The following is a 25,123-nucleotide window of genomic DNA, read 5'->3' as shown; positions in this document are numbered from 1 at the left end:
TATTACTTAAAAATAATATTCGCCATTCAATCTAAATAACCTTTTTGACCGGGAGGACGAATTTTACATCTTTCTCATTCATCATGGTAAAATAGTGATATTCAATCGGAGGGATGAAAGACGTGGAGCATTTAATTAACAATAGGGTAAAAAATATAGAAATCTCGGGAATCAGGAAATTCTTTAATATGGTGGCAGATGTGAAAGACATGGTTTCCTTGACCATAGGCCAGCCTGACTTTCCGACACCTGAACATGTCAAAGAAGCCGGCAAGAAAGCGATAGATGATAACATCACTACATATACCCATAACGCTGGACTAATCCAGCTAAGGGAGGCTGCGGCGGACTTTTACCGCAAAAAATATAATGTCGATTATTCATCAGAACATGAAGCGATTATTACTGTAGGAGCAAGTGAGGCTATTGATATAACTTTCAGGACCATTCTTGAAGAAGGATGTGAAGTCATCATCCCAGGGCCTGTTTACCCAGGGTATGAACCAATTATCAAACTTTGCGGTGCTATACCGGTCTATGCGGATATCAGGAATACACAATTCAGGATGACTGCCGAGTTGATTGATAGCCTGATCACCGACAAAACAAGGTGTATCGTCCTCCCATATCCTTCAAATCCGACCGGGATCAGCTTGAATGAAGAGGAATTGAAAGAAATTGCACAGCTACTAAAAGACAGGGAAATCTTTGTCCTAGCAGATGAAATCTACAGTGAGCTTGTTTATGAGCAGCAGCATGTTTCAATTGCCCAGTTCATGAAAGAAAAAACCATTGTTATCAATGGACTATCCAAATCTCACTCGATGACCGGCTGGCGGATAGGGATGCTATTTGCGCCTGAATATCTTGCAAAACATATTCTGAAAGTGCATCAATACAATGTGACATGTGCAACTTCGATTTCACAAATGGCTGCTTTAGAGGCGTTGACAGCCGGGATTGATGACGCATTGCCAATGAAGCAGGAGTATGCTTCAAGGCGGGATTATGTATTCAACAGGCTACAGTCCATGGGACTTGATGTAATCAAGCCTGATGGCGCGTTTTACTTTTTTGTCAAAATTCCGGCATCAAATATTTCATCATTTGATTTTTGTATGGAATTGGTCAATGAAGCGAAGCTGGCAGTGGTTCCAGGGAGTGCATTCTCTGAATTAGGAGAAGGATATTTCAGACTTTCCTACGCGTACTCAACCGATACACTAAAAGAAGGGCTCGATCGTTTGGAAAGTTATTTGCGGAAGTAAAGTGGAAAGCCGTTCCTAAATCGGCAGGAACGGCTTTTTATTATCCCTTGTATTTCCCGTTATTCTTTGAAGCTTTCTCTTTTTTCGCCTTATCCTTATGGATTTTATTGGTTGCTGCACTTCCAATTTCATGTGAAAACTCAGAATCAATTACAGCAGAGTCAAAACCCTTTTTGTTCTTTTGCTGCGGGTCGTTCTTTTTCGTCCTTTTAGCCATAAAAATCCCCTCCTTTAGGTTTTAGTATCCTTTCCTGGTGAGGGGTCTATGACTAGAAAATATTATGATTGTTTCCAGTACTTATAAAGTGCCTGTGTACCGCTGTTTTCTTCGCCTTTTTCCGCGATTTGCTCATATAGCGACAACGCCAAAGAAAGTCCTGGTACTTGCATGTCCATACGCTTCGCTTCATCCAGGGCGATTTTCATGTCCTTGATAAAGTGCTTGATGTAAAACCCGGGCTCGAAATTGCCATCAATCATCCTTGGTGCCAGATTGGAAAGCGACCAACTGCCTGCAGCACCCGTCGATATGCTCTTTAATACGGTTTCAGGATCAAGGCCAGATTTTTCTGCATAGATAATCGCTTCGCACACACCGATCATATTGGAAGCAATCGCAATTTGGTTGCACATTTTCGTGTGCTGACCTGCACCAGCCTCACCCTGATGAACAATATTAGTGCCAAGGATATTGAGCAAGGGCTCTACCTGAAGAAAAGCCTCATCATCGCCACCTGCCATGATAGCAAGCCTTGCTTCACGGGCACCGATGTCCCCCCCGGAAACAGGCGCATCAATTGCATGAACCTCCTTCTCTTTTGCCTTTTCATAAATCTCTTTTGCAAGGGAAGGAGTCGAGGTTGTCATATCAATTAAATAACTGCCTGGCTTGGCATTCGCGATGAGACCGTTCTCCCCCAAATAAACCTCTTTCACGTCTGATGGATAGCCAACGATCGTAAAAACAACATCTGCCTTCTGTGCTACATCACGCGGTGATTCTGACCATACCGCTCCTTTATCCAGCAGATCAGAAGCCTTATCCTTTGTTCTGGTGTATACGGTGAGCTGATAACCCGCATCGAGCAGATGGCCCGCCATACTTTTCCCCATAACTCCTGTACCAATAAAGCCAATAACCGTATCTTCTTTAGACAGCATATGTACTCCTTCTTCCCTTTTCAATTTTAGTTATATTTTAACATTAGACATAACAAAAGGCCGAGAATTTACTCCTCGGCCTCCAGAACGATCTACCATTTTATGCGCAATATTATTTTACCCTTCCTGCAATAGTTCTAAACCTATTTTTGACTAAACCATTAATAGGCAACAACTAGAATCTTCATTGAGGAACATGCTTTTTTACGTTTAACGATTTGACCTTACGTTCCCAATCTTTTTATACTGTGCTTATACTATATTTTCGAGGTGCGGATATGTTTTATAAAGAGCTTTATGTTTACGAAAGCAACAAACCAGTAAAAGCCACCATCAGAAACTACAAAAAAGCTGATTTTGACCAGTTGATCCAGGTACAAAAGGAAGCCTTTCCCCCGCCGTTTCCAGAAGAACTCTTGTGGAATACCGAACAACTGACCAATCATATTAGCTTATTTCCGGATGGTGCACTCTGCGTGGAAATCGGTGGCAGAATCGCCGGTTCCATAACTGGCTTGATTGTTCATTTAGACGATGGTGACGAAGACCATTCATGGGCAGAAGTAACTGATAACGGCTATATACGGAATCATGACCCGGAGGGCAATACTCTCTACATTGTCGACATATGCATAAGCCCTGCTTATCGCAAACTTGGTCTTGGAAAATGGATGATGCAATCTATGTATGAGAGCGTTGTGCAATTGGGGCTCGAACGGCTTTTGGGCGGTGGCCGGATGCCAGGTTATCACATACAGTCCGCAGACATGTCCATTGCCCAGTATGTAGAAAAAGTGCTGCAAGGTGAATTGAAGGACCCTGTCGTTTCATTTTTACTGCGCTGCGGCCGTACACCGGTCAAACCAGTAGCAAATTACCTTGAGGATGATGAATCCTTGAATTATGGAATGCTGATGGAATGGAAGAATCCTTTTAAAGTTTAGAAGCTGCCGGGCGAGGCAGCTTTTTGTTTTTACAGCCTTTTTGTTTTTACAGCCTTAGAGGACCGTACTGAGGACTTTCTGAACCTGTCCGAATGAAGTTTCTCATACTTCGGACAGCTTTCCTCTGTTTTTCTCCAAACCTGTCTGAAGTTGCTCTTACTTCGGACAGCTTTCCTGCGGTTTACTCCAAACCTGTCCGAACTTGGGCTGATTTCTGAGAGTTTTTCTGCTTTTCCTCGACTCTTCCATCCTTTTTTAATTGCGCTAAAGGCTTTAAAGCACAAAAAAATGCCGGCTGATAAACAGCCGGCCAAATCTGGGGGAAAATGAGAATGATTAGCTTACTTTCAGTCTAACCAAAGTGCTTACTCATATATACCCGCCCTATATAGGTTAAAACATCTTTTATATTACAATTATGTTACAAAGAAATTGCCTGGTTTACTGCTTCAACCACTTCTTCTGTTGTACTCATGTTCAACACATCAGAAGCAAGCTTCTCCATATCTGCTTTGTTCAAGTTCCTGATCAATGAGCGTGCTTTCAGAATCGAAGAGGCACTCATCGAGAACTCGTCAAGGCCAAGGCCAAGCAGGATTGGAATCGCCGTTTCGTCTCCGGCCATTTCTCCACACATTCCAGCCCATTTGCCTTCCTTATGTGCAGCATCAATGACCATTTTTACGAGACGAAGGATTGATGGGTTGTATGGCTGGTACAGGTATGATACTTGCTGGTTCATCCTGTCCGCTGCCATTGTGTATTGAATCAAGTCATTTGTTCCGATGCTGAAGAAGTCGACTTCCTTAGCGAATTGGTCTGCAAGGACTGCAGTGGAAGGAATCTCAACCATGATGCCAAGCTCGATATGTTCAGCAACCTCGATGCCTTCCTCAACCAATTTCGCCTTTTCTTCTTCAAGCATTGCTTTCGCTTCCCTGAACTCATTAAGAGTAGCGATCATCGGGAACATAACCTTCAAATTGCCATGCACACTCGCACGTAAAAGAGCACGCAATTGTGTGCGGAAAATTTCCACTTCCTCAAGGCAAAGACGGATTGCCCTGAAGCCAAGGAATGGATTCATTTCTTTAGGCAGATTCAAATATGGAAGTTCTTTGTCTCCGCCGATATCCAAAGTACGGACAACAACTGGCTTGCCTTCCATGCCTTCAAGCACTGCCTTATACGCAGTGTACTGTTCCTCTTCAGTAGGGAGCTGATCTCTGTCCATATATAGGAACTCAGTCCGATAGAGGCCTACTGCCTCGCCGCCATTTTCAACTACACCCTTTAAATCCTTAGGTGTACCAATATTTGCGGCAAGTTCTACATGATGGCCATCAGCTGTTACCGATTTTTCATTAACAAGCTTAGCCCATTCAGCCTTTTGTTTTTCGAAGTCTTCTTGAACCTTTTTATAAGCTTCAAGCACTTCAGGAGTTGGATTGAAATGTACTTCACCCTTCAATCCGTCAACTACGACGATATCCCCGTTGTTGATTTCTTCCGTAGCTGTCTTCGTCCCTACGACTGCAGGAATTTCCATTGAACGAGCCATAATGGCCGAATGAGAGGTACGGCCCCCGATATTCGTTGTAAAGCCTTTTACAAACTGGCGATTCAATTGAGCAGTATCTGAAGGAGTCAAATCCTCCGCCACGATAACTACTTCTTCCGCAATCAAGCTAGGGTTGGGAATCTGGATTCCCAAAAGGTGTGCCAATACACGCTTTGTTACGTCGCGGATATCAGCCGCTCGCTCTTTCATATATTCATTGTCCATGGATTCGAACATGCCAATGAACATATCAGCTGTTTCTTTCAATGCCTGTTCCGCATTGACATTTTCAGTTTTGATTTTATCTTCGATGGGTGAAATTAATTCTGGATCGCTCAGTACTAGAAGGTGCGCATCAAAAATCGCTGCTTTATCAGCACCTAATGCCGTTCCGGCATGATCGCGGATCTTTTCAAGCTCAGCTTTTGAAGTCTGAAGTGCTGACTGGAAACGCGCAATTTCTTCAGCTGGAGCTTCTATTGTTCTTTTTTCAAAAGAAAAATCCGGTTCAACAAGCTTATAGGCTTTCGCGATTGCAATGCCGTTTGAAGCGGCAATTCCCTGGAGAAAGCCCATTATTCAGCTAAACCTTCTTTTTTAAGAGCTTCTTCCAGTGTGTTAAGAGCATCTTGCTCGTCGCTTCCTTCAGCGAAGATTGTGATATCTGCTCCCTGTCCGATTCCTAATGACATTACACCCATGATTGACTTAAGGTTAACCTTTTTTTCTTTATATTCTAAGTGGATTTCTGAATCGAACTTGCTTGCAGCCTGTACAAGCATCGTAGCAGGACGTGCGTGAATTCCTGTTTCAGCAACAACCTTGAATTGTTTTTGTACCATACTATATCATTCTCCTTTTAAATAGATGATTAAGATGACCATACATGATGCCTTCCAAACTAAATGGTTCAATTCAGCGAAAGGTCAAAACTTTAGGCCGCTAAAATGATATTTGTATTTTACCCATTTGTATTGTTCTTTCACACCATATATTGTTTCCAATCATTTCCGCAGAAATCAGAATTGGCATCCCACACAAAAGAATAGCATTTTGGATAGGCTTAGACAATGAAAAAACCTTGATTTTTAAAGGTTTAGAGCATTTTTTTCAGTAAAACGTTTTCATTTTATCGAAATTGTGACAAAAACATATTTTATCGCCTGAAGATGTTCTTTATGTTATCTTTCAACCCTGTTTTGCCCTCTTCCTTCTGTAATTTTTCCAATGTATTGAATTGTTTTTTTATTTCTTTGATTTCAGCCTTGAACCACCCATTCATTTTTTCATCCAAATGCTCGCCATACCTGACCCATTCGTATACCTGGATGGTCCGCAGGTCATATTGGATGCCAAGTCTGTCGAACCATTCCCTGACATCTTCATGATGAAGCCTTCCCAGCTCCTTTTTATGGGCATATTTTTCGAGTTGAAAGATTTCCTTTCTTATAAGGTTGTCTGGTACTGCTGTCCGCATTCTTGTCAGCAGCCCGCTGCTTGCTGAACCCTCAATGGGAGTTGTGGTAACGAATCCTGATTGTACCGCTTCTTCCTCGGACTGCCTCCTAAATAAATTGGATTTTTTATATATAAAGTAAAAAGCAAATCCAATTATTACTGCGAACAGGATAGGTCCCCAAAAATTCGGATCGAAAACCTGCCTGGACTGTTCAAAAGGTATGTTATTTTCCGTATTGGGCAATTGCCCGGAGAATGCTTTATTTGCCCGGACTTGCATACCAGGAGAAGCAATCCAGGAAAAAAAAGGATATAACAGAAGAGAGAGTGTCCAGCCTATCACCTGCAAAACAATAAAGAAAATTTCTTTCAGAATGCCTCTTCCAAACGTTAATACCGAAACCAGGAGCAATATAAACCCCAGCAGCTTCGAGTAGGTGACAGCAAATCTATTTTTCGAGCCTAGTTCAACATCCATCCACTTGAGCAAAAATTGCCCCGATAATATAAACAGCAACTGAAAGATTAAAAGGAACACGATTTGGATTAAATAGGACCCGCCATAAAAATAAGCAAGCGGTGAAACGAACACCCCAATCAGAAATGTGACGACAAGCCAAACACTTTCCGAATGACTTGTAGAATCCTGATGGAAATTAAGCACCCTCCAAAAAATCAATATTGCCATAATCCCTATATAAAAGTGCTCCAGATTGCTCAAGCTGCCTGCCATGAAAAGAAGAGGCATGATTACCAGAAAAAACAAAGGCTTTGCAAGATGTGGCTTTAGCTCCAATAATACCGTAAAAAGTATTGAGGCTGCGGCAGCCGTTCCCATGGTTGCCAGTAAAGGCATTTGTTGGGAAGATAGCAAATGAAATATCACAAATATGAGGCTTGCAAAGGTCCATTCTATATAAAAACGAAAAAAGACATTTAAAACCCTGCTTTTCATTTGCCAGCCACATCCTTCAACTTCATTTTCAGTGGTTCCAGGAAGGCATTTTCGGTATGCATTTGCAACTCTAATAATTGAACTCCCTCTCTTATCCATTCCTGAATATATCCATCTGATCCTGTTGTACGAATCCCTGCATGTATCATGGTTGGTGCAATCGGTAAATGCCTTTTATAAAAAAATAGCACCTGCTCATGTGGAATAGTTGGTGAATGGAAGTCCGCAATTGCCAATAAATCAAGCAGCTTTTGCAGATGATCCTTGCCCGACCCTAATGGCAGATAAGTAAATGGTGTGAATCCTGCAGACCTGACATTCATGCATAGCGAGAAGGGAATATTCCGCTTATGAAAAAAGTAAGCCATTTCTGCTGTGCTGCTCATCAAAAATTCCAGCTTGCTAGTCACTGAAAAGCCGTCACTAACATTTATGAAAAGAACCGCACCTGCCTCATTGATCCGCTCATACTCTTTCGTTTGTAATGTCATTTTCCTTGCACTTGCTTTCCAGTTGATTCTATTGAAGCTGTCTGTCGGCAGATAATCTCTTGTTCCGATTGGGCCCATATTATCTTCAAACAGTGAGAAATTGGATGGATTGTGTCCAGGCTTAACTGATTTATGTTTATCGATATTGCGCACTGAAATAGCCTTAGGATAGACGAGTGCCTCTATGTTGATAACGTCAGAGAACTCGAGAATCGTATCGCCGAACCCAAAGAAATGTGGGATATGGAGCTCCATTTTTCTAATTTTTGATAACCCCCGCTTTTCAGCTATAAAAGGAATTTTGATGTCGACTTTTTCTTGTTGTCCCATCGAAAATGGCAGACTTACATCAACTCTGGAGGAATGGATATGATACTCGCCTGAAACAGGGACAACAGCACTGTCAAAATAGATGGAGAGATTGCCTTTCATGATCGGCAGACCTTGATTAAGGAACTGAAGGCTCCACTCCCCTTTGTCTCCGATAAAAAAACGATTTCGCTTGCGGCTGTTATCAAAAAACAAACCTTCGCCAATATGTTTCAGATAATAAGAATTACCTGCTGCAATAAAAATAATCATCAGTCCGGCTCCAAACATCAGCCAGGAATTTATGTAAAAGCTTGCAATCAGTAAAAGGATTCCGAGAAAAGCCAATATCGAGAGAAAACGGTCCTCAATGACGATTTTTTTCCATTGCATTGGCTTATACCTCAACTTCAACCGGAAGCGGAATAGATTCCAGCAAATCCTCGACTACTTTTTCTGGTGTCATCGTCAGCGAAGCCTCCGCAGATAGATAAATTCTGTGTCCTAACACAAAAGGCGCCATCTCCTTCACATCATTTGGAACTACATAGCTGCGCCCCTTTATAAGTGCCCTTCCTTGAGCAGCCTTTACTAAAGCAAGCGTTCCCCGAGGGCTGATCCCTAATTCTATAGAAGGATGATTCCTTGTTTTGCGGGTGATTTGCAATAGATACTCTTCGACCACCTCAGTTAACTTTACATTCTTGAGTTCCTCCTTTATAGAATTAATATCCTCCTCACTTATTACGGAGTTAACTTCTGTCGTTGCAGTCCCAAACCGATGTTTTTTAATCATTTCCCTCTCTTCATTTACTTCTGGATACCCAAGAGATAGCTTAATAAAGAAACGGTCCATCTGTGCAACCGGAAGCTGGAATGTCCCCTGCTGTGATTCCACCGGGTTCTGGGTTGCGATAACGAGGAAAGGGGATTTCAATGAAATCGTATGGCCATCAATCGTTACCTGGTTTTCCTCCATCGCCTCTAGCAGGCTTGATTGCGTCCGTGGTGTTGCACGGTTAATTTCATCTGCCAGAAGAATATTAGTGACAATTGGACCAGGTTTTAATTCGAATTCCTGAAGCTTCGGATTGAAAAACTGGATACCGGTAATATCACTAGGCAAAACATCCGGTGTAAATTGGATCCTTGAAAAAAGACCGCTTATACCTCTTGCAAATGTTTTAGCAAGCAATGTTTTTCCCGTTCCTGGCACACTTTCCATCAAAATATGGCCATTATTCAAAAGCGCGATTACCATCATCTCTACCTCATGCTCTCGTCCGACCACATTTTTACTAATTTCTATTTTTAACTGCTCTAGTTTATTTACCAATTCCATTCCTTTTTCCTCCCCTTGTGAGTGACTCTTGTTTTCTCTCTATAAAAGGCTTATGAAAAGTTTAACACCACATCATAAAAAAGTGAATTTTCAACCAATTTTATCCAAATAAAAAGGAACACTTTTTTAGTGCTCCCGCAATTTATTTTGAGAAAATATGTAGTTCTTCCTGAATAATATTTAAAAGCTTATCAAGTTCCTGGCTTGCTGATATTGTTTGAACGCTTAGAAACCCTGTTTCCCTTGCTGATGAAATCATCTCTCTTCGTTTATGTTCGATTTCTTCCATTATTTTTTCAGGGTACACAGTTTCCATCAGCGATCACCTCATCAGTCTGTGTTAATATTTTACTACTATTCCACTAATAGGGATAGTAAAATTTACCTTAGTACACAGTTTTTTCTCAGTTTAGCTCCTCGCCTCATCGATATATCTAAAAATGACATCTCCGCCTCTTTGGGCGATGCCGCTGAAGTGTTTAAAGTCATCCCTTTTTACAAGAAATTCACGAAATTCCATAAAATCCTGTTTCGAGACAAAGATTTCTTCCACTTCTTTATTTCTCAAACTTTCCAGCATTCGGACAGCCTGTTCTTTATCCAAATAAACCACCTCTGTTTCTTAAGCTAAAACTATTTTATCTCCTATTACTCAATTTGCAAAACCCAACTGTTTCAAGATTTGTAAAATGGGAAATGAATTACGAGAACATTTTAAATTTCCGCTAGATGGAAATATGATTATTCTATATAATAGATAATATAATTGAATTTTCTAACTTTTATAAAATGAAAATTTCGTGAACATTTGAAATTTAATACGATTTTCCTTTACGCTAGGTAAAAATTAAGGCAAAATGTTAGTAATTCGAAATATAACGAAGGAGCGAGTTTATTTGAAGAAAGCCGATGTTGGAAATGTAATCGAATTCAAAGAAGGATTGCAAGGTGTTGTAGAAAAGGTCAATGAAAACTCGGTTATTGTTGATTTAACATATATGAACAATTTCCGGGATCTAGAGCTCGATCAACGCACTGTCATAAATCATAAAAACTATAAGATTGTTAAAGACACAGCCTATTAATCTAGAAAGCGCAAGCGGCTTGCTCAGCCCCGACAAGCGCTGGAGGGCCGAACATTGAAGTCGCTCTTTGACTTCATTGAGCGGACCGAAGCGACTCGAGGGGCTAGGCGCTAGAGCTAGAAACTGTTCTTATTGTAATAGTTTTTAATTTAATTTAATTTAAAAATACCAAAAGCAGCCTCAGCTGCTTTTTCTTCTTTATTCCTTATTTTCCTTGCCAGCAAGTTCCTTAAAGGATTTTACTTTTCCATGCGGGTGCTGGTCCTGCTTTCGTACAGTCCAATTGCGCTCCCTCTCGCGCTTTGATTCTGACATGATCTTCCCTCCATTCATAATTTCGTTCATTATTACCATGCCCCATCTGGAAGAAATCTTTTCCTTACAAATTTAATGAATTATTTGGTACAATAAATTTTGTTTCTGGAAAGGGGTTTTATGAAAAATGAAAAATTGGATGGCGGATCGCAGATTAATTCTTGGTATTTTGATCGCTCATCTTCTACTATTTTTTACCTTCGAGGATAAAGACGTATTCTGGTATATATTCACAGCTTCGATGCTGGTTCTGATCAGTTATTCCATTATAAACGAAGAAATCGAGGACGATACATCCACACTAACTTATTTAACGCTAGGAGTTGCTTCAGGTCTCGGTTTATTTGGCCTCTTTTGGCTCGGAAGCTTCCTGATCGAGATGCTCAATCTACCTTTCGCCAATCAAATCTCGCGTCTGTACAGTAGGTTCTCACCTGAATTATTCTGGCATTATCTCGTCTTGGTGTTAATTCTGGCTCCCGGTGAAGAAATCTTTTGGCGGGGCTTTATCCAAAAACGACTTAGCAAATACTTTAGTGTAAAAATGTCGATTGGTCTGTCAGTAATATTATATGCTTCCGTCCATCTCTATTCCGGGGAGTTCATTCTTGTGCTAGCAGCAATGATCGCTGGTCTGGCGTGGAGTATTTTATATGCTTGGAAACGAAGCATGCCACTCGTTATCGTCTCTCACATCGTCTTTGATTTATTATTATTTGTTTTCATTCCTCTAAGCTAAGGTAAACTTTGAACCTTTAAAATGACCCATGCCAATCATCGGCTTATGGGTCATTTTTATTATTGTCCAATCTGCCTGTCCATTATATTTTTGTAAGTGCGACAAGTATTGTAACTTTCGTTATTATATTCCGTCTAAAAATGTAGAAATCACCATACGAAATAACAGGGGGCAATTAGAAATGAACAAATTAGCAAAGTCATTTGCAATTATCGGATTATCTGCATTATTCGTTGCAGGCTGTGGTTCTCCCGAAGAATCTGAGTCAACAGACAAAGCACCTGCAGCCCAGCCGGCTGCTGCGCCAGAAAAAAATGAAGACCAAAAGAAAACAGAGCAGGAGAAAGATACTGAAGCGGGCTTAATTCGCATTATGGAGCAAAACATTGCTTATACAGTGAATGGCGAACAAAAGGAAGAAACTGCTTTCTTGAAATACAATGATAATCAACACTACTCCATGTATGTTATGCCTGAATATGAATTGTCGGCAGAGGAACCTAACAAAGATGTACTGATGTGGACTGAAGACGACAGTGTGTTCATGAGGATAGAATTGCTTCCAGCTGACGCAGAGTGGGCTTTAGTAGAAGAAAATTCAAAAGCACAACTAGCCGCTGTTGGCCCCGAGGTAAAAGAAGCACAAACACCCGAAGACCCATTCTTCAACAATACTTGGGCAATGGAAACTAAAAGTGGATCAGACATCGTCACTACTTATTTAATTAAAAATGAGGAACAACCTTTAAAGCTGACTCTATTCACAAAAGAAAATGCTGACCACCGCAACGCATTCCTGGAAATGGCCAAGACGATTATGAAAGAGAATAAATAAAGAAGGGGCTGCTCCCCTTCTTTTTTATTTATTCACATTAACTGGTTTCATCCATAACAACACTATAAAGATTAAACTGATATAGCCAAAAACTGGGTACAAGATTGAAAGAAGTGTTCCATAATCGATCAAGCTGATGAAATAACAGATTAAGAAGAGCAGTGAGACAACGAGCAGGCTAGGCAGCTTGATATATTTTTTAATCTGCCTTTCTAGCCCAAAAATATTTCCGATTACAGATGTGAAGATTTCACCATATACAATCAGGACAAAAATCCAGTAGAGACCAGCAGCTAGCTGCTTCATGACGACTGCCATCGGTATTTCAAATGTTTCGAACCCAGGGAGCATGATTAAGGTCAAATGACTTGAAATCAGGATTAAAGTCAGCGCAATCCCACCGAGGATTCCTCCCCATTTTACAGTATTATCGTCTTTCATCTCTGCTGCAACAGGAACCAGTACTGCCTGGGCAAGCGACAGGTTCAGGGCTGTATAAGAAAACGGACCAATGACCGCCTTCCAGCCATCCTCTGCATATGGAATAAAAACGACCTGCTCTATGAATCCAGGCAACCTGACTGACAGGAAAAATAAAATAAGACTGAACAAGATCATCATCGGCACAACAAAGGTATTAACAGCAAAAACGCCCTTCAACCCAACGACCATAACGGCAAGTGACAATGCAATCGTGATAAAGATTCCAAGTGATTTTGTCAATCCAAGCTGCTCCTCAAAAACTGCCCCTGCACCTGAAAGCATAACAGCACAAACACCAAGCAGCATAAAAAGCATCATGATATTAATGATTCTCCCAAAAAACTTCCCAAATAAATGTACATTCATTTCTTCATAAGATTGGGCCCCGATAGCTGCTGCGATGCGCATTAATTTTGCACCAAGATATGTAAGAATGTATCCCGCCATGAAAACTCCAATCAATCCAAATATGCCAAAGCGGGAAAAGAATTCAACGATTTCCCTCCCCGTCGCAAAGCCGGCTCCCACAACAGTACCAACATAAACAGCAGCGATTTGAAAGGCAGCACCCCAATTCGTCTTCAAATCGTTCCCCTCCCTCCTTTTCAATATATGTAAGGATAGACAAACCATGACGAGCTTTTTTTAAAAGGGAATTTTAACGATAATGTTTACTAAAAATTACCACAATCAAAATTGTTGAAAGTCAAATAAGGTCAAATTATAATAAAGTTAAATTGATCAAAGATAGTCAAAGTCAAAACAAAAACCTTTGATCATTTTAAATAGAAATTATATTTCTGAAGGAGGAATTTAAATGCTTTGTCAAAATTGCCAGGAGAAACACGCAAATATCCAGTTGAGAGTAAATTTAAACGGTAACCAGAAGCATTTAATGCTCTGCGAAGATTGCTACCAAACAGAAAAAGAGAAATTAGGTGCTTCCTTTGGCAATCCGATGTCCGGATTTCCCGGCTTTGACGGCTCGCCTTTTTCCGATATGTTCAAACAGTTTTCAGGCAATATGAATAACCAACCCCCTAACCATAACCCGGCAGCTGCTACGAAAACGGCTGGCGGAGGAAATGGCTTTATCGATCAATATGGGAGAAATTTGACCCAAATCGCAAAGACCGGCTTGATTGATCCGGTAATTGGACGAGATGAAGAAGTAAAACGAGTGATCGAGATTTTAAATAGAAGAAACAAAAATAACCCTGTGCTTATTGGTGAACCTGGTGTGGGTAAAACAGCAATTGCTGAAGGGCTCGCTCTAAAGATTATTGAAGGTGCTGTTCCAGATAAGCTGAAGAACAAGGAAGTTTATCTTTTAGATGTAGCCTCTATGGTTTCCAATACAGGAATTCGCGGGCAATTTGAGGAGAGAATGAAACAGCTTATTTCTGAATTACAGGCTCGTAAAAATATCATTCTGTTCATTGATGAAATCCACCAGCTTGTTGGTGCAGGGTCTGCCGAAGGATCCATGGATGCAGGCAATATCCTGAAGCCAGCACTTGCCCGCGGTGAACTGCAAGTAGTTGGTGCGACAACTCTGAAGGAATATCGTCAGATTGAAAAGGATGCAGCTCTCGAGAGACGCTTTCAGCCAGTACATGTCTTGGAGCCAACTGTTAATGAGGCTGTCGAAATCCTGAAAGGAATCCAGTCCAAGTACGAAGATTTCCATCAGGTTTCCTTTTCAGAAGAAACAATCAAGGCATGTGTACAGCTATCACATCGTTATATCCAGGATCGCTTCCTTCCTGACAAAGCAATCGATTTAATGGATGAAGCCGGTTCCAAGCTTAACCTAATTTCTGACTATACAGATAAAAATGATGCCGAAAGCCGCCTTGCTGAAATCGCCAGGGAAAAGGAAGAGGCATTGAAGCAGGAAGACTATGAAACAGCTGCAAAGCTTCGTGACGAGGAAGCAACGCTGGAAAAAGCATTAAACGACAATGGTCATGCAGTGCGCCCTGTTGTTACAATCCAGCATATCCAGGAAATCATCGAGAAGAAGACTGGAATTCCTGTCGGCAAGCTTCAGGAGGACGAACAAGCAAGGTTGAAGAACCTTGTTGTCAACCTTAATGGCAAAGTGATCGGCCAGGAGGAAGCTGTGCAAAAAGTAGCGAAGGCCATCCGCCGCAGCCGTGCTGGTCTGAAATCAAAGAACCGCCCGATTGGATCCTTCCTATTTGTGGGACCAACAGGTGTTGGTAAAACGGAACTGACCAAAACATTGGCAGAAGAGCTTTTTGGATCTAAAGATGCCATGGTTCGTCTCGACATGAGTGAATATATGGAAAAGCACAGTGTTTCGAAGCTGATTGGTTCGCCCCCAGGATATGTAGGCCATGATGAAGCTGGCCAGCTGACCGAAAAGCTTCGTCGCAACCCGTACAGCATAATTCTATTGGATGAAATCGAAAAAGCTCATCCAGATGTCCAGCACATGTTCCTGCAGATTCTTGAGGATGGCCGTTTGACTGATAGCCAGGGTCGCACTGTAAGCTTCAAGGACACTGTCATCATCATGACAAGCAATGCTGGAGTCGGACATAAAACAATCAAGGTCGGATTTGATCAGAACACAGCAGTCAATGAATCAAGTATCCTTGAATCCCTTGGCGGCTTCTTCAAGCCAGAATTCCTGAACCGCTTCGACAGCATCATCGAGTTCAAGGCACTTGAAAAAGAGCATCTTCTTCAAATTGTGGACTTGATGCTTGTTGAACTGAAGAATACACTTTCAGAGCAGAACATTAGCCTTGAGGTGGAAACTGAAATTAAGGAAAAGCTTGCTGAGCTTGGATACCACCCTGCGTTTGGCGCACGCCCTCTGCGTCGCTCGATTCAGGAAAAGCTCGAGGATTCCATCGCGGACTTCATACTTGAAGAGCCCGATGCAGTTGAATTACAAGCAATCTTTGAGAATGAGGAAATTGTTATTAAACGAAAATAATAGCTTTTGAGGTTCGGAGTGAATCCGGACCTTTTTTATGCCCTTTTCACCTTTGTTGTTGCACACCTATCTTAGAATTTTTTGTAAAGAGTCCCAGTGCAGGTTAAACTTTGTCACAAATTAACAATCAATGCGAAAAATCTATTTAAAATTTTTACAGTTTAAAAATGAAATGTACATAGAAGACATATAGAATAAGAGCATAACTTTGAAAGAAATGAGGTAAACCTAATGGGTTTTTTGACAAAATTCAGTCTTAAAAATGCTTTTGCTGTTTTTATCATCTCCTTTTTATTGATACTCGGCGGACTGTATTCCTTCACTCGCCTGAAGGTCGATTTACTGCCGAATATCGAGTTTCCACAACTTTCTGTTGAAGTCATTTATCCCGGGGCATCGCCTCAGGATATAAATGAGCAAGTGACAGAGAAGCTAGAAACCAAATTCAAAGGAATTGATGGGATCAAGAAACTGCAGAGTTCTTCATTTGAAAGCATCTCAATCATCAATCTTGAATTCCCTTTTGATACCGAACTGGATGATGCAGAACAGCAGGTCAATTCCTTTATCAAGGAGGCTGGACTTCCTGAAAATGTACAGACAAGTGTAAACCGATTTTCATTTGGTACATTCCCGATTTTCAATATTTCTCTTTTTGCGAAAGGGAATCAGGACCTTGAAAAGCTTGTGAACGATGAGATTATCCCTGAACTGAATAAAATCCAGGGCATAAACAGTGTATCAGTTGGCGGTATGACCGAAGATATCCTCCAAATTACCGTTGACCAGGAAAAGGCTGCACAGCTTGCCTTAAGCTTGAATGAGATTAAAGAAAGTATTAATGCCAAGAAATTCAGTTTTCCTGCTGGCAACCTGAATGAAAATGAAATCCAGGTACCAGTAAGGGTACAGGAAAAAATTGAAGAAATCGATGAACTCGAAAATCTGGTGATCCAGTCCAAATTTGTGCCAGATGCACCACCAGTTAAACTCGGTGATATTGCCTCGATCGAGGTTGTAGCCGAAAAGCCGGAAATCACCCGCTACAATGAGAAAGAATCATTGTCGATGGCCATTACGAAAAAGCAGGATGCAAATACGGTCGAAGTGGCGGAGAGGGTTTTAGCGGTCATCAATAGCTTTGACGACCGTCTCGAATACGCGATTGGTTTCGATTCTGCGGAAGGAATTGAAAAATCGGTAAATACCCTGGTAAAGGAAGGATTGCTCGGAGCCCTGTTCGCTTCAATCGCTGTTCTGATCTTCCTCAGGAACTTTAGAGCGACAATTATTGCCATTGTATCGATTCCACTGTCACTATTGATTTCGTCAATCTTTTTGAACCAGCTTGATATTTCATTGAACATCATGACACTTGGCGGTATGGCTGTGGCCGTTGGCCGGGTGGTCGATGATAGTATCGTAGTTATTGAGAACATCTTCCGCAGAGTCCGCAAAGCGAACAAAGATATGACAGATGAATTGATTCAGGATTCCACTAAGGAAATTCTGAAGGCGATCACTTCATCCACAATAACCACGGTTGTAGTATTTTTGCCGTTAGGACTTGTCGGAGGAATTACCGGGGAATTCTTCCTTCCTTTTGCTCTAACGATTGTATTTTCTTTGCTTGCGTCATTAATTGTAGCCGTTACTATCGTTCCAATACTGGCAAAATTCTCATTCAAGAAGGTGCCAAAGGAAGAAAAGGTAGGTGCGTTGCAGAGAGCATATGCATCTTCAATCAAATGGTCCCTGAACCATAAAGCTCTTGTCATCTTCCTTTCCATTGCCCTGTTAGCGGGCTCCGGATTCCTTGTCAAAGGCCTTGGTTTCACCTTTATCCCTAATGAAGAGCAAAAGCTGCTAGTGGCTACTTTCCAGCTGCCCTCTTCTACTTCACTCGAAAAGACAAATGAAGTCTCTTTGAAGGTCGAGAACATGTTCGCAGAGCAAAAAGAAATTAATGATGTTACCGTTGGAATCGGCAGCCGGGATTTCCAGACTGGTCTCAAACGCCAAAACCAGGCGAACTACTTTATCAGTCTTGGAGATGGTGTAAGTGTTTCCGAGTTTATACCTGAGCTTGAGAAAGAGATGGAGGAAATCGTTCTATCAATCGAGCCAGACGCAAAAATCGGCATCCAGGAACAATCTACAGGCGGTCCGCCATCCAATAATAATGTCAACATTGACTTGTACTCTACTGATCTGGCCGTCTTGCAGGACGCGGCTGCCAGGGTAGAAGAATACATGATGAAACAGGAAGACTTAAAATATGTTTCTAACAATTTTTCCGAAAAACAAAAGCAAATTATTGTAGACATCGACCCTGAAAAATCTGCTCAATTAGGGATTTCAGGATTCCAGATTCTTGGTACAATCACTGATAAAACAAAGCCCGTTGACGCTGGCATTATGAAACTCGGTGGTGAAGAACGTCGAGTTGCCATAACCTATGATGAAAAATCCGAAACAATCGAAGACCTAAAAAACACGATGATTTTCACACAACAAGGACCTGTTCCAATCACTGAAATCGCCAATATCACTGAAACGGAAGCATTCACTTCAATCCAGAAATTAGATGGCAAGATATTTGCCCGAGTTTCTGCACAAATTGATTCAAATGATATTAGAGCTGTTTCGAATGCCGTTATTGATGGTGTCCAAAATGACATTGAACTGCCTGATGGTGTGTCCCTTGAGGGCGGAGGCGGAAGTGATGAGACAGTTGAAACATTCACTCAGCTAGGAATTGCGATGGTCGTGGCCATCGGGCTTGTCTATCTGACAATGCTGATTACATTCGGTCAGGCAAGGATTCCGTTCATCATTCTGTCATCGTTGATTTTCGTTCCAATCGGCTCTTTGCTGGGACTGTGGATTGCCGATGAACCAATGTCAGTAAGCGTAATGATTGGGCTGCTGATGCTGATCGGAATCGTTACGACCAATGCGATTGTCATGGTCGACCGAATTGGCCAGAACCGTACAGAGAAAGGTATGCCAATCCGTGAGGCGCTTATTGAAGCCGGAATCACAAGGCTCCGTCCCATCCTGATGACAGCCTTTGCGACGATCGCTGCATTGATCCCACTGGCGCTTACCACTTCATCTGGCACCTTGATTTCAAAAGGGCTGGCAGTAACCGTAATCGGAGGGCTGACCTCATCCACCCTTTTGACATTGATTTTGATTCCTGTTATTTATGAAGTATTTTTCTTCCGACAGGTGAAAAAAGAACGCAGTTCATAATGAAAAAGCCCGCATCTGCATGCGGGCTTTTTGAATGAGAAGCTGAGAACACCTTTTGTTCAATTGGTGACCAATATTCGAATATATTCTTTATAATGGTCACCAATAGGGGGTATTGGTGACCTAAGATCCTCGAAATCTCAAATAGTGGGCACCAATAGGGGCTATTGGCGCTCTAAAATTCTCAAAATTTCGTAAAGTGGTCACCAATAAGAGCTATTGGCGCCCTAAAATTCTAAGAATCTCGAAAAGTGGTCACCAATAAGAGCACCTTTCATCTCTAACAAAGAGATACAAAAAAACTGCAGACAAACTGGATTTCCATCAAGTTTGTCTGCAGTCTGAAGCGAAGGCACTACAAGCTTCGCTTTTACTATTTACAGCTTGCTATCGTCAACAGAATCAAGCCAGCTCTCGATTTCGCCAATTACTGACTCAACACAGCCTTCTTCAAATGGGGAAATAAGGTTTGCTTCCTTGACTAGGTCAGTGAAAGCCATGCTTCCTCCCAGCTTGCACAGGTTAGCATAATCTTTCCATGCTTCTTCCTGATTGTCTCTTGAACGCTTCCAGAATTGGAATGCACAAATTTGTGCAAGCGTGTAATCGATGTAGTAGAAAGGCGAGTTATAGATATGGCCCTGTCGCTGCCAGAATCCCCCTTCTTCTAAATAAGTATTTCCATCATAATCTTTATGCGGGAGATACTTCTTTTCGATTTCTCGCCATTGCTGCTTTCTTTCTGCAGGTGTTGCTTCAGGGTTTTCATAAACCCAGTGCTGGAATTCGTCAACAGAAACTCCGTATGGCATGAATAGCAAGCCGCTGCTTAAGTGCGAGAATTTATATTTATCGGTATCCTCTTTGAAGAACAGTTCCATCCATGGCCATGTGAAGAATTCCATGCTCATTGAGTGGATTTCGCAAGCCTCATAAGTTGGCCAATTATATTCCGGAATTTCAAAATGACGGCTTGAATATACCTGGAAGGCGTGCCCAGCTTCATGCGTCAGGACATCAATATCACCTGAGGTTCCGTTAAAATTCGAGAATATGAATGGTGACTTATAGTTTTCAATGTATGTGCAATATCCTCCGCCCGCTTTACCTTTCTTTGCAACCAGGTCCATCAGATTGTTCTCATTCATGTAACGGAAAAATTCACCCGTCTCAGGTGACAACTCATCATACATTTTCTGACCGTTTTCAATGATCCACTCAGGACTTCCCTTTGGTGCTGCATTACCGGTTTTGAAATCGAATGGCTCATCATAGTATTTTAACTCATTGATATCAATTCGGTTCTTCTGACGTTCCTTAAGCTTTGACGCAACCGGAACAATGTATTTGTGGACCTGGTCCCTGAATGCTGCTACCATTCTGCTGTCATAGTCAGTACGGAACATTCGGTAGTATGCCAACTCAACAAAATTACTGTAGCCAAGTTTGTGGGCCATCTCTGTCCTGACTTTTACAAGCTCATCATAGATGCGGTCAAATTCTTCTCCGTGCTCAGAGAAGAATGCGAATTTGGCTTCACTTGCTTTCTTTCTTGTTTCACGGTCTTTAGACTCGGTAAAAGGATCAAGCTGCGCAAGAGTACGCTCTTCGCCTTCGAACATGATTTTTGCTGAAGCAACAAGCTTTGTATATTCAGTTGATAGCTTATTTTCCTTCTGCATCAAAGGAACTATTTCTGGTGAAAACTGTTTTAACTGAGCTTCAGCCAAAGCGAATAGCTGACGTCCCCATTTTGATTCAAGCTCATCTCGGTAAGGAGATGAAACAAGTGCTTCATAATATTTTGTTACCAATCCCTCTACCTGTGGCGCGAGTTCATCCAGGAAATCCTGTTCCTGCTTATAGAATTCATCCTCGGTATCGATTGAATGGCGAATATAGCAAAGGTTGAACATGGTACCAACATCATTACGCAAATCGTTGATTCCATTCATCGCAATGCTTTGCTCCTCAACAGATCCAGCATTTTTGAATTGTTCCAGCAGATTATCGAATTTGGCAGTTACCTCATCCAAATTCGGGCGCGTATATGTATATTGCTCAAATTTCATGGTATTGCCCCCTTTATCTTTATAAGGGATGTATGTTTATCCCCATCCCTATCCTATTCTACGGATATTCCCTATTTTCCTTTTAATTACTTGTTCTTTTCGTCAACTTTTCCGAAAAAAAAACAATAAAAAAAACGGCTTTTGCCGTTTTTAATATTTGCTTACAGAAAGGCCCAGCTTTTTTAACAATTCAATTGCTGAGTCTTTTTCATCATCATTAAGGCTGTCCATCAATTCATGAATCAACGCGCTGTGTTCAGGAAAAATTTCTTCTATCAATTTTTTTCCATCATCAGAAATTTTAGCATATGTTACCCTGCGGTCTTTTGGGCAGGCTACTCTATTTAAGTATCCCTTTTCTTCAAGTTTATCGACGACATAGGTAATACTTCCGCTTGCCAGCAGTATCTTTCCCCCGATTTGCTGCAATGGCTGTTCACCCTTGTGGTATAGAAGCTCAAGAACAGCAAATTCAGTCGGGTTGAGACCATTTTTTTGGATGACCTTGTTCACCTTTTCATTAACAGCCCTGTATGCTCTCGACAATACAATAAATAACTTTAAAGATTTTTCTCTCTCATTGTTCATACAATTTCATTCCTTTACCTTAAACGACTAATCCATAACTAGAGTATATCTGAATTTGTTGTTTTTATCAGTATTTCCCTTAATTTTATAAGAAAAACTAATTAATGTCTTTAAACAAGGCTGTTGACTTTCGTTCCAGGCGCTTCGCTTTCCGCGGGAAGAATATGAAAAAGACATACTGCCGTCTTTTTCATATTCTTCCTTGGGGCTAGCGGTGAGCCTCCTCGGAGCAAGCTCCTGCGGGGCCTCACCTGTCCAGCTGATCCCGCAGGACATTGATTAAGCTTCCTTGAACCCGCCCACGCACGATGAAAATGCGTTAGCATTTTCGGAGGAGTCTACGCGCCTTCCACTACAATCAACAGGTTTTCAATAATAAATAAAGAGGTTCAAGTGGAAAAATTAAAAGATAAGGTTCCGAGGCAAGAGATTATCAATAGCCCGAAGTTTAAAACCATCTCCATTGAGGGAAAAATACGGGCATCAACATACAACAAAGAATTAGGAGTGGCTAGAATGAAAAAAGGTTTAGGAATTGTTATCGGCTTATTAGTCATATTAGGAATTTTCATCATGATGGGAGTTGGCAGTTACAATAACTTCGTTGCCGAAGAAGAAAATGTCAATAATGCATATGCTCAGGTAGAGAACCAGCTCCAGAGAAGGCTCGACTTGATCCCCAACCTTGTCAACTCAGTCAAGGGGTATGCAGCTCATGAAAAAGAAGTCATACAATCCATTTCAGATGCACGCGCAAGATTAGCCGGAGCGAACACACCAGAGGAACAGGCAACTGCTAATGCCGAGTTGTCAAGCGCGTTAAGCCGCTTGCTTGTGGTTGTTGAGAATTACCCAAATCTTAAGGCGGACAAGCAGTTCACTCAACTGATGGATGAGCTTGCAGGAACTGAAAACAGATTGGCTGTGGCAAGGAAGGATTATAATGACCAGGTATCCGTTTATAACAGGAAAGTAAAGCAATTTCCAGGTGCCATTATTGCTAACATAACAGGTTTTGATGAGAAGGAATACTTCCAGGCGGACCCTCAGGCACAGGAAGCTCCTGAGGTTGATTTTGGAGGCTGACGATGAACCAAAAAAGATTCCCTGGCCTTGCTGCAATACTTGGCATCCTGCTATTGCTGCTTCCGGCCGGGGCAATCGCGGCACCAAATGAGATACCTGACCCAGTTGGTGATATTTATGTCCAGGATTTCGCTAATGTTTTAAGCGAGAATGAGGAAATACAATTAAAAAACATTGGAAGATCGATTGACGACCAGACTACTTCCCAGATTGCGGTCCTTACCGTTGACTCGATCGGTGAGTCAAGCATAGAAGAATACTCTGTCGAAGCTTACCGTAAATTTGGGCTTGGAACGGAAGAAAACGATAATGGCGTGCTGCTAGTAATTGCTATGCAGGAAAAGAAAATCAGGATCGAAGTTGGTTATGGACTTGAGGGAACTATCCCCGACGGCAAATCTGGGCGAATCCTTGATGAATATGCGATTCCACATTTGCAAAATGACCAGCCAAACCTTGCTGTCATGAATACGTACCAAGCGCTTGCCAACGAAGTCTCAGGTACAAATGAATTCGGGGGTGCTCCGCGTGATGTCAAGCAGCAGCAGGACTTGCCTATACCGTCCTGGCTGCTCATTATCATCGTAATCGGCGTCGTGGTCCTCGATTTTATGTTCTTCGGAGGCACCCTTACCTACCTGTTGTTATCGATCATTTCGAGAGGCGGCGGTGGTGGCGGTCCGCGTGGAGGTGGCGGCGGCTCATCCGGAGGGGGAGGTGCCAGCCGCGGTTGGTAATAAGAAAAGCAGAAGCGTCTCGAGGGGCTAGGCGCTGGAGTTGGACAAAGAATAGCAGAAGCGCCTTGGTCAGCCCCGACTAGCGAAGGAGCTGGACATTTTACAAGGAAAAATATATCCCCATCTTCAAAACAAACACACCAGCAGCAAATTGCTCTGGTGTGTTTGTATTACATATTCCATAAACATACATAATAGAAAATAAAAGCAGGTGAGAATACATGTACCCGCAATATATCCGCTACTTTCTGATTATCTCTATAATCACAGATATTGCTCTGATTGCCTATCTAAGTACGCTAATTGATGAAATTGGTTTCTTTTTCTTCTTCCTGTTGGTCATTCTTCTATTGAGTGGAACCTATTTACTTTATACCGTTCATAAAAGAAACAATCGAAACCCTTAATCGATATTCACAATCGGCTTTTTGTTCCTGATTCTGTCTGCGATTTCCTCCATCATCACCTGTAATTTTTCGTCCCTGTCCTCTGGGGCGATTTTTTTATGTAGGACTGCGTATAGAAGAATATCCCGAAGCATCAAAAACAATGGGACTTGCTCATTCCAGCCTTCTGGCAGCTGGTTCTCTTTTTGGTATCCTTCGATAAAAGCCTCTAGAAATAACTTCCCAAAGCGGCTACGCTCTTCTTCCTCGCTGGCAGGGATTCGATATATGATTGAATAGTACAGAGGGATCGCAATATCTGAAGCGAACCAATGGTAACTCGCATCATCGAAGTCGAATACGTGAATCAGTTCTCCATCATAAAAAAAATTACCGGAATGAATATCACCATGGATGATGCCGTAATTATCCACATTTTTCGGTAAAGCTGAAATCGCGGCAATCACTTCATTCGCGTTTTCTATTAACACCCCCTCGTCAGAAGGATAATATTTTTCAACTGATAGAAGTTCGTCCTCATCCCAGCTGCTGCGTGCTTTTATGCCCGAAGACGGCTTATAGGATTTTGTGGCATGATGCATCCTTCCTGTCGTTTCCCCCCATTTCTTGAACAGCTCCCCATTATATTCATCAGAACGGACACTGACTGCCTTCCCCCTTGCCTTTGCATATAAGCAGCCATAAAACCCACTATTATCTGCTGCCAGAATTTCTTCTACAAGGTATCCTCGTGTCGAGGGAAAAACTTCTGGGACAGACAGACCTTTGCTGTTTAAATGCCTCATCCAGTCCAATTCGGACAGAACCTCATCCTTGCTCCTGTGGGAACTATGCGTAAGCCTCATTATATAGGGATGACCATTAATATAAGTTTCATAAACATAATTCTCAAAATCACCAAGCTTTTTAACTTCTCTCTCCAAGCCGAAACGCTCCAAAAAATTGTGTAAAATCTCCTGGGTCATCAATGAACTCACAGCTTTTTCCATACGGTTGTCCCCCTAGTTAAATAATCTGTATTTTCTAAATTATATTAGACCATATATTTCAATAGAAAA

Annotated in this window: 25 protein-coding genes; 10 read left to right on the top strand and 15 right to left on the bottom strand. The window is 41.7% G+C overall.

Annotated features, from left to right (window positions below; translation table 11 throughout):
- The first annotated feature begins 122 nt into the window (after positions 1 to 122).
- Positions 123 to 1,268 carry an aminotransferase A gene (locus tag TY49_RS09075; protein WP_041965592.1) on the top strand — a complete coding sequence of 382 codons (1,146 nt, stop codon included), beginning with the start codon at positions 123 to 125 and terminating at the stop codon, positions 1,266 to 1,268.
- 40 nt (positions 1,269 to 1,308) lie between these two features.
- On the opposite strand, the gene TY49_RS24955 is transcribed toward TY49_RS09075, so the two are convergent.
- Both TY49_RS24955 and TY49_RS09070 read right to left on the bottom strand, forming a co-directional pair.
- Complete coding sequence (locus TY49_RS24955; RefSeq protein WP_192473589.1) at positions 1,309 to 1,485, bottom strand: hypothetical protein; 177 nt, start codon at positions 1,483 to 1,485, stop codon at positions 1,309 to 1,311.
- Between the two features lie 62 nt (positions 1,486 to 1,547).
- Positions 1,548 to 2,429: an NAD(P)-dependent oxidoreductase gene (locus TY49_RS09070; RefSeq protein WP_041965591.1), complete on the bottom strand. Its 882-nt coding sequence runs from the start codon at positions 2,427 to 2,429 to the stop codon at positions 1,548 to 1,550.
- Between the two features lie 278 nt (positions 2,430 to 2,707).
- Between TY49_RS09070 and TY49_RS09065 the strand changes: the two genes are divergently transcribed.
- Entirely contained in the window at positions 2,708 to 3,373 is a 666-nt protein-coding gene (locus tag TY49_RS09065) for a GNAT family N-acetyltransferase (protein WP_041965590.1), read from the top strand.
- Positions 3,374 to 3,794: 421 nt separating this feature from the next.
- On the opposite strand, the gene ptsP is transcribed toward TY49_RS09065, so the two are convergent.
- From ptsP to ykzS, 8 genes are all read right to left on the bottom strand, one after another.
- Positions 3,795 to 5,510 (bottom strand): phosphoenolpyruvate--protein phosphotransferase, encoded by a 1,716-nt coding sequence (gene ptsP / locus TY49_RS09060; RefSeq protein ID WP_041965589.1) that lies wholly within the window; start codon positions 5,508 to 5,510, stop codon positions 3,795 to 3,797.
- Positions 5,510 to 5,776 (bottom strand): phosphocarrier protein HPr, encoded by a 267-nt coding sequence (locus TY49_RS09055; protein WP_041965588.1) that lies wholly within the window; start codon positions 5,774 to 5,776, stop codon positions 5,510 to 5,512. The genes ptsP and TY49_RS09055 overlap by 1 nt, the downstream gene beginning before the upstream one ends.
- A 314-nt stretch (positions 5,777 to 6,090) precedes the next feature.
- On the bottom strand, positions 6,091 to 7,056 hold the full coding sequence (locus TY49_RS09050; protein ID WP_156972645.1) for a hypothetical protein: 966 nt from the start codon (positions 7,054 to 7,056) through the stop codon (positions 6,091 to 6,093).
- Positions 7,049 to 7,360, bottom strand: a complete 312-nt coding sequence (locus TY49_RS24600) for a hypothetical protein (protein ID WP_156972644.1) — start codon at positions 7,358 to 7,360, stop codon at positions 7,049 to 7,051. The genes TY49_RS09050 and TY49_RS24600 overlap by 8 nt, the downstream gene beginning before the upstream one ends.
- Complete coding sequence (locus TY49_RS09045; RefSeq protein ID WP_041965586.1) at positions 7,344 to 8,540, bottom strand: DUF58 domain-containing protein; 1,197 nt, start codon at positions 8,538 to 8,540, stop codon at positions 7,344 to 7,346. Before TY49_RS09045 ends, TY49_RS24600 begins: the two co-directional genes overlap by 17 nt.
- 4 nt (positions 8,541 to 8,544) lie before the next feature.
- Positions 8,545 to 9,489, bottom strand: a complete 945-nt coding sequence (locus TY49_RS09040) for an AAA family ATPase (protein WP_041965585.1) — start codon at positions 9,487 to 9,489, stop codon at positions 8,545 to 8,547.
- 142 nt (positions 9,490 to 9,631) lie between these two features.
- The gene (locus TY49_RS24220; protein WP_084135437.1) at positions 9,632 to 9,805 is read right to left on the bottom strand and encodes an aspartyl-phosphate phosphatase Spo0E family protein; all 174 of its coding nucleotides are present in this window, start codon (positions 9,803 to 9,805) and stop codon (positions 9,632 to 9,634) included.
- 93 nt (positions 9,806 to 9,898) lie between these two features.
- Positions 9,899 to 10,102: a protein YkzS gene (gene ykzS / locus TY49_RS09035; protein WP_439646160.1), complete on the bottom strand. Its 204-nt coding sequence runs from the start codon at positions 10,100 to 10,102 to the stop codon at positions 9,899 to 9,901.
- A 283-nt stretch (positions 10,103 to 10,385) separates the two neighbouring features.
- On the opposite strand from ykzS, the gene TY49_RS09030 reads away from it, so the two are divergent.
- Positions 10,386 to 10,574 (top strand): YkvS family protein, encoded by a 189-nt coding sequence (locus tag TY49_RS09030; RefSeq protein ID WP_041965583.1) that lies wholly within the window; start codon positions 10,386 to 10,388, stop codon positions 10,572 to 10,574.
- A gap of 198 nt (positions 10,575 to 10,772) precedes the next feature.
- Here TY49_RS09030 and TY49_RS25230 read toward each other — a convergent pair whose 3' ends face one another.
- On the bottom strand, positions 10,773 to 10,889 hold the full coding sequence (locus TY49_RS25230) for a DUF6254 family protein (protein WP_225650320.1): 117 nt from the start codon (positions 10,887 to 10,889) through the stop codon (positions 10,773 to 10,775).
- A 127-nt stretch (positions 10,890 to 11,016) separates the two neighbouring features.
- On the opposite strand from TY49_RS25230, the gene TY49_RS09025 reads away from it, so the two are divergent.
- Both TY49_RS09025 and TY49_RS09020 read left to right on the top strand, forming a co-directional pair.
- Complete coding sequence (locus TY49_RS09025) at positions 11,017 to 11,628, top strand: CPBP family intramembrane glutamic endopeptidase (protein WP_041965582.1); 612 nt, start codon at positions 11,017 to 11,019, stop codon at positions 11,626 to 11,628.
- A gap of 181 nt (positions 11,629 to 11,809) precedes the next feature.
- Positions 11,810 to 12,463: a DUF8580 domain-containing lipoprotein gene (locus TY49_RS09020; RefSeq protein WP_041965581.1), complete on the top strand. Its 654-nt coding sequence runs from the start codon at positions 11,810 to 11,812 to the stop codon at positions 12,461 to 12,463.
- Positions 12,464 to 12,487: 24 nt separating this feature from the next.
- Here TY49_RS09020 and TY49_RS09015 read toward each other — a convergent pair whose 3' ends face one another.
- Positions 12,488 to 13,531 carry a YkvI family membrane protein gene (locus tag TY49_RS09015; RefSeq protein ID WP_041965580.1) on the bottom strand — a complete coding sequence of 348 codons (1,044 nt, stop codon included), beginning with the start codon at positions 13,529 to 13,531 and terminating at the stop codon, positions 12,488 to 12,490.
- Between the two features lie 232 nt (positions 13,532 to 13,763).
- Here TY49_RS09015 and TY49_RS09010 point away from each other — a divergent pair, with 232 nt between their 5' ends.
- Together TY49_RS09010 and TY49_RS09005 are read left to right on the top strand one after the other, a co-directional pair.
- A complete protein-coding gene (locus TY49_RS09010) occupies positions 13,764 to 15,917 on the top strand; it encodes an ATP-dependent Clp protease ATP-binding subunit (RefSeq protein WP_041965579.1) in 2,154 nt (717 codons plus the stop codon).
- A gap of 231 nt (positions 15,918 to 16,148) precedes the next feature.
- Entirely contained in the window at positions 16,149 to 19,175 is a 3,027-nt protein-coding gene (locus TY49_RS09005; RefSeq protein WP_041965578.1) for an efflux RND transporter permease subunit, read from the top strand.
- Positions 19,176 to 19,552: 377 nt separating this feature from the next.
- Here the strand turns inward: TY49_RS09005 and TY49_RS09000 are convergent, their stop codons facing one another.
- Positions 19,553 to 21,247, bottom strand: coding sequence for a M3 family oligoendopeptidase (locus tag TY49_RS09000; RefSeq protein WP_041965577.1), 1,695 nt, complete (start codon positions 21,245 to 21,247; stop codon positions 19,553 to 19,555).
- 150 nt (positions 21,248 to 21,397) lie between these two features.
- The gene (locus tag TY49_RS08995) at positions 21,398 to 21,835 is read right to left on the bottom strand and encodes a MarR family winged helix-turn-helix transcriptional regulator (protein WP_041965576.1); all 438 of its coding nucleotides are present in this window, start codon (positions 21,833 to 21,835) and stop codon (positions 21,398 to 21,400) included.
- A gap of 516 nt (positions 21,836 to 22,351) precedes the next feature.
- Here TY49_RS08995 and TY49_RS08985 point away from each other — a divergent pair.
- The 3 genes from TY49_RS08985 to TY49_RS08975 all read left to right on the top strand — a co-directional run bounded on the left by TY49_RS08985 (position 22,352) and on the right by TY49_RS08975 (position 24,065).
- Positions 22,352 to 22,921, top strand: a complete 570-nt coding sequence (locus tag TY49_RS08985; RefSeq protein WP_041965627.1) for a LemA family protein — start codon at positions 22,352 to 22,354, stop codon at positions 22,919 to 22,921.
- A 2-nt stretch (positions 22,922 to 22,923) separates the two neighbouring features.
- On the top strand, positions 22,924 to 23,658 hold the full coding sequence (locus TY49_RS08980; RefSeq protein ID WP_041965574.1) for a TPM domain-containing protein: 735 nt from the start codon (positions 22,924 to 22,926) through the stop codon (positions 23,656 to 23,658).
- A gap of 221 nt (positions 23,659 to 23,879) precedes the next feature.
- Positions 23,880 to 24,065, top strand: coding sequence for a hypothetical protein (locus TY49_RS08975; protein ID WP_041965573.1), 186 nt, complete (start codon positions 23,880 to 23,882; stop codon positions 24,063 to 24,065).
- Here the strand turns inward: TY49_RS08975 and TY49_RS08970 are convergent.
- Positions 24,062 to 25,054, bottom strand: a complete 993-nt coding sequence (locus tag TY49_RS08970; protein ID WP_041965572.1) for a phosphotransferase enzyme family protein — start codon at positions 25,052 to 25,054, stop codon at positions 24,062 to 24,064. The genes TY49_RS08975 and TY49_RS08970 overlap by 4 nt on opposite strands.
- Positions 25,055 to 25,123 lie beyond the last annotated feature (69 nt).

The organism is Mesobacillus selenatarsenatis SF-1 (assembly GCF_000813125.1).
Lineage (GTDB): Bacteria > Bacillota > Bacilli > Bacillales > Cytobacillaceae > Mesobacillus > Mesobacillus selenatarsenatis.
The sequence above is the reverse complement of the archived record's forward strand: the minus strand, read 5'-3'. Positions and strand labels throughout refer to the sequence as shown.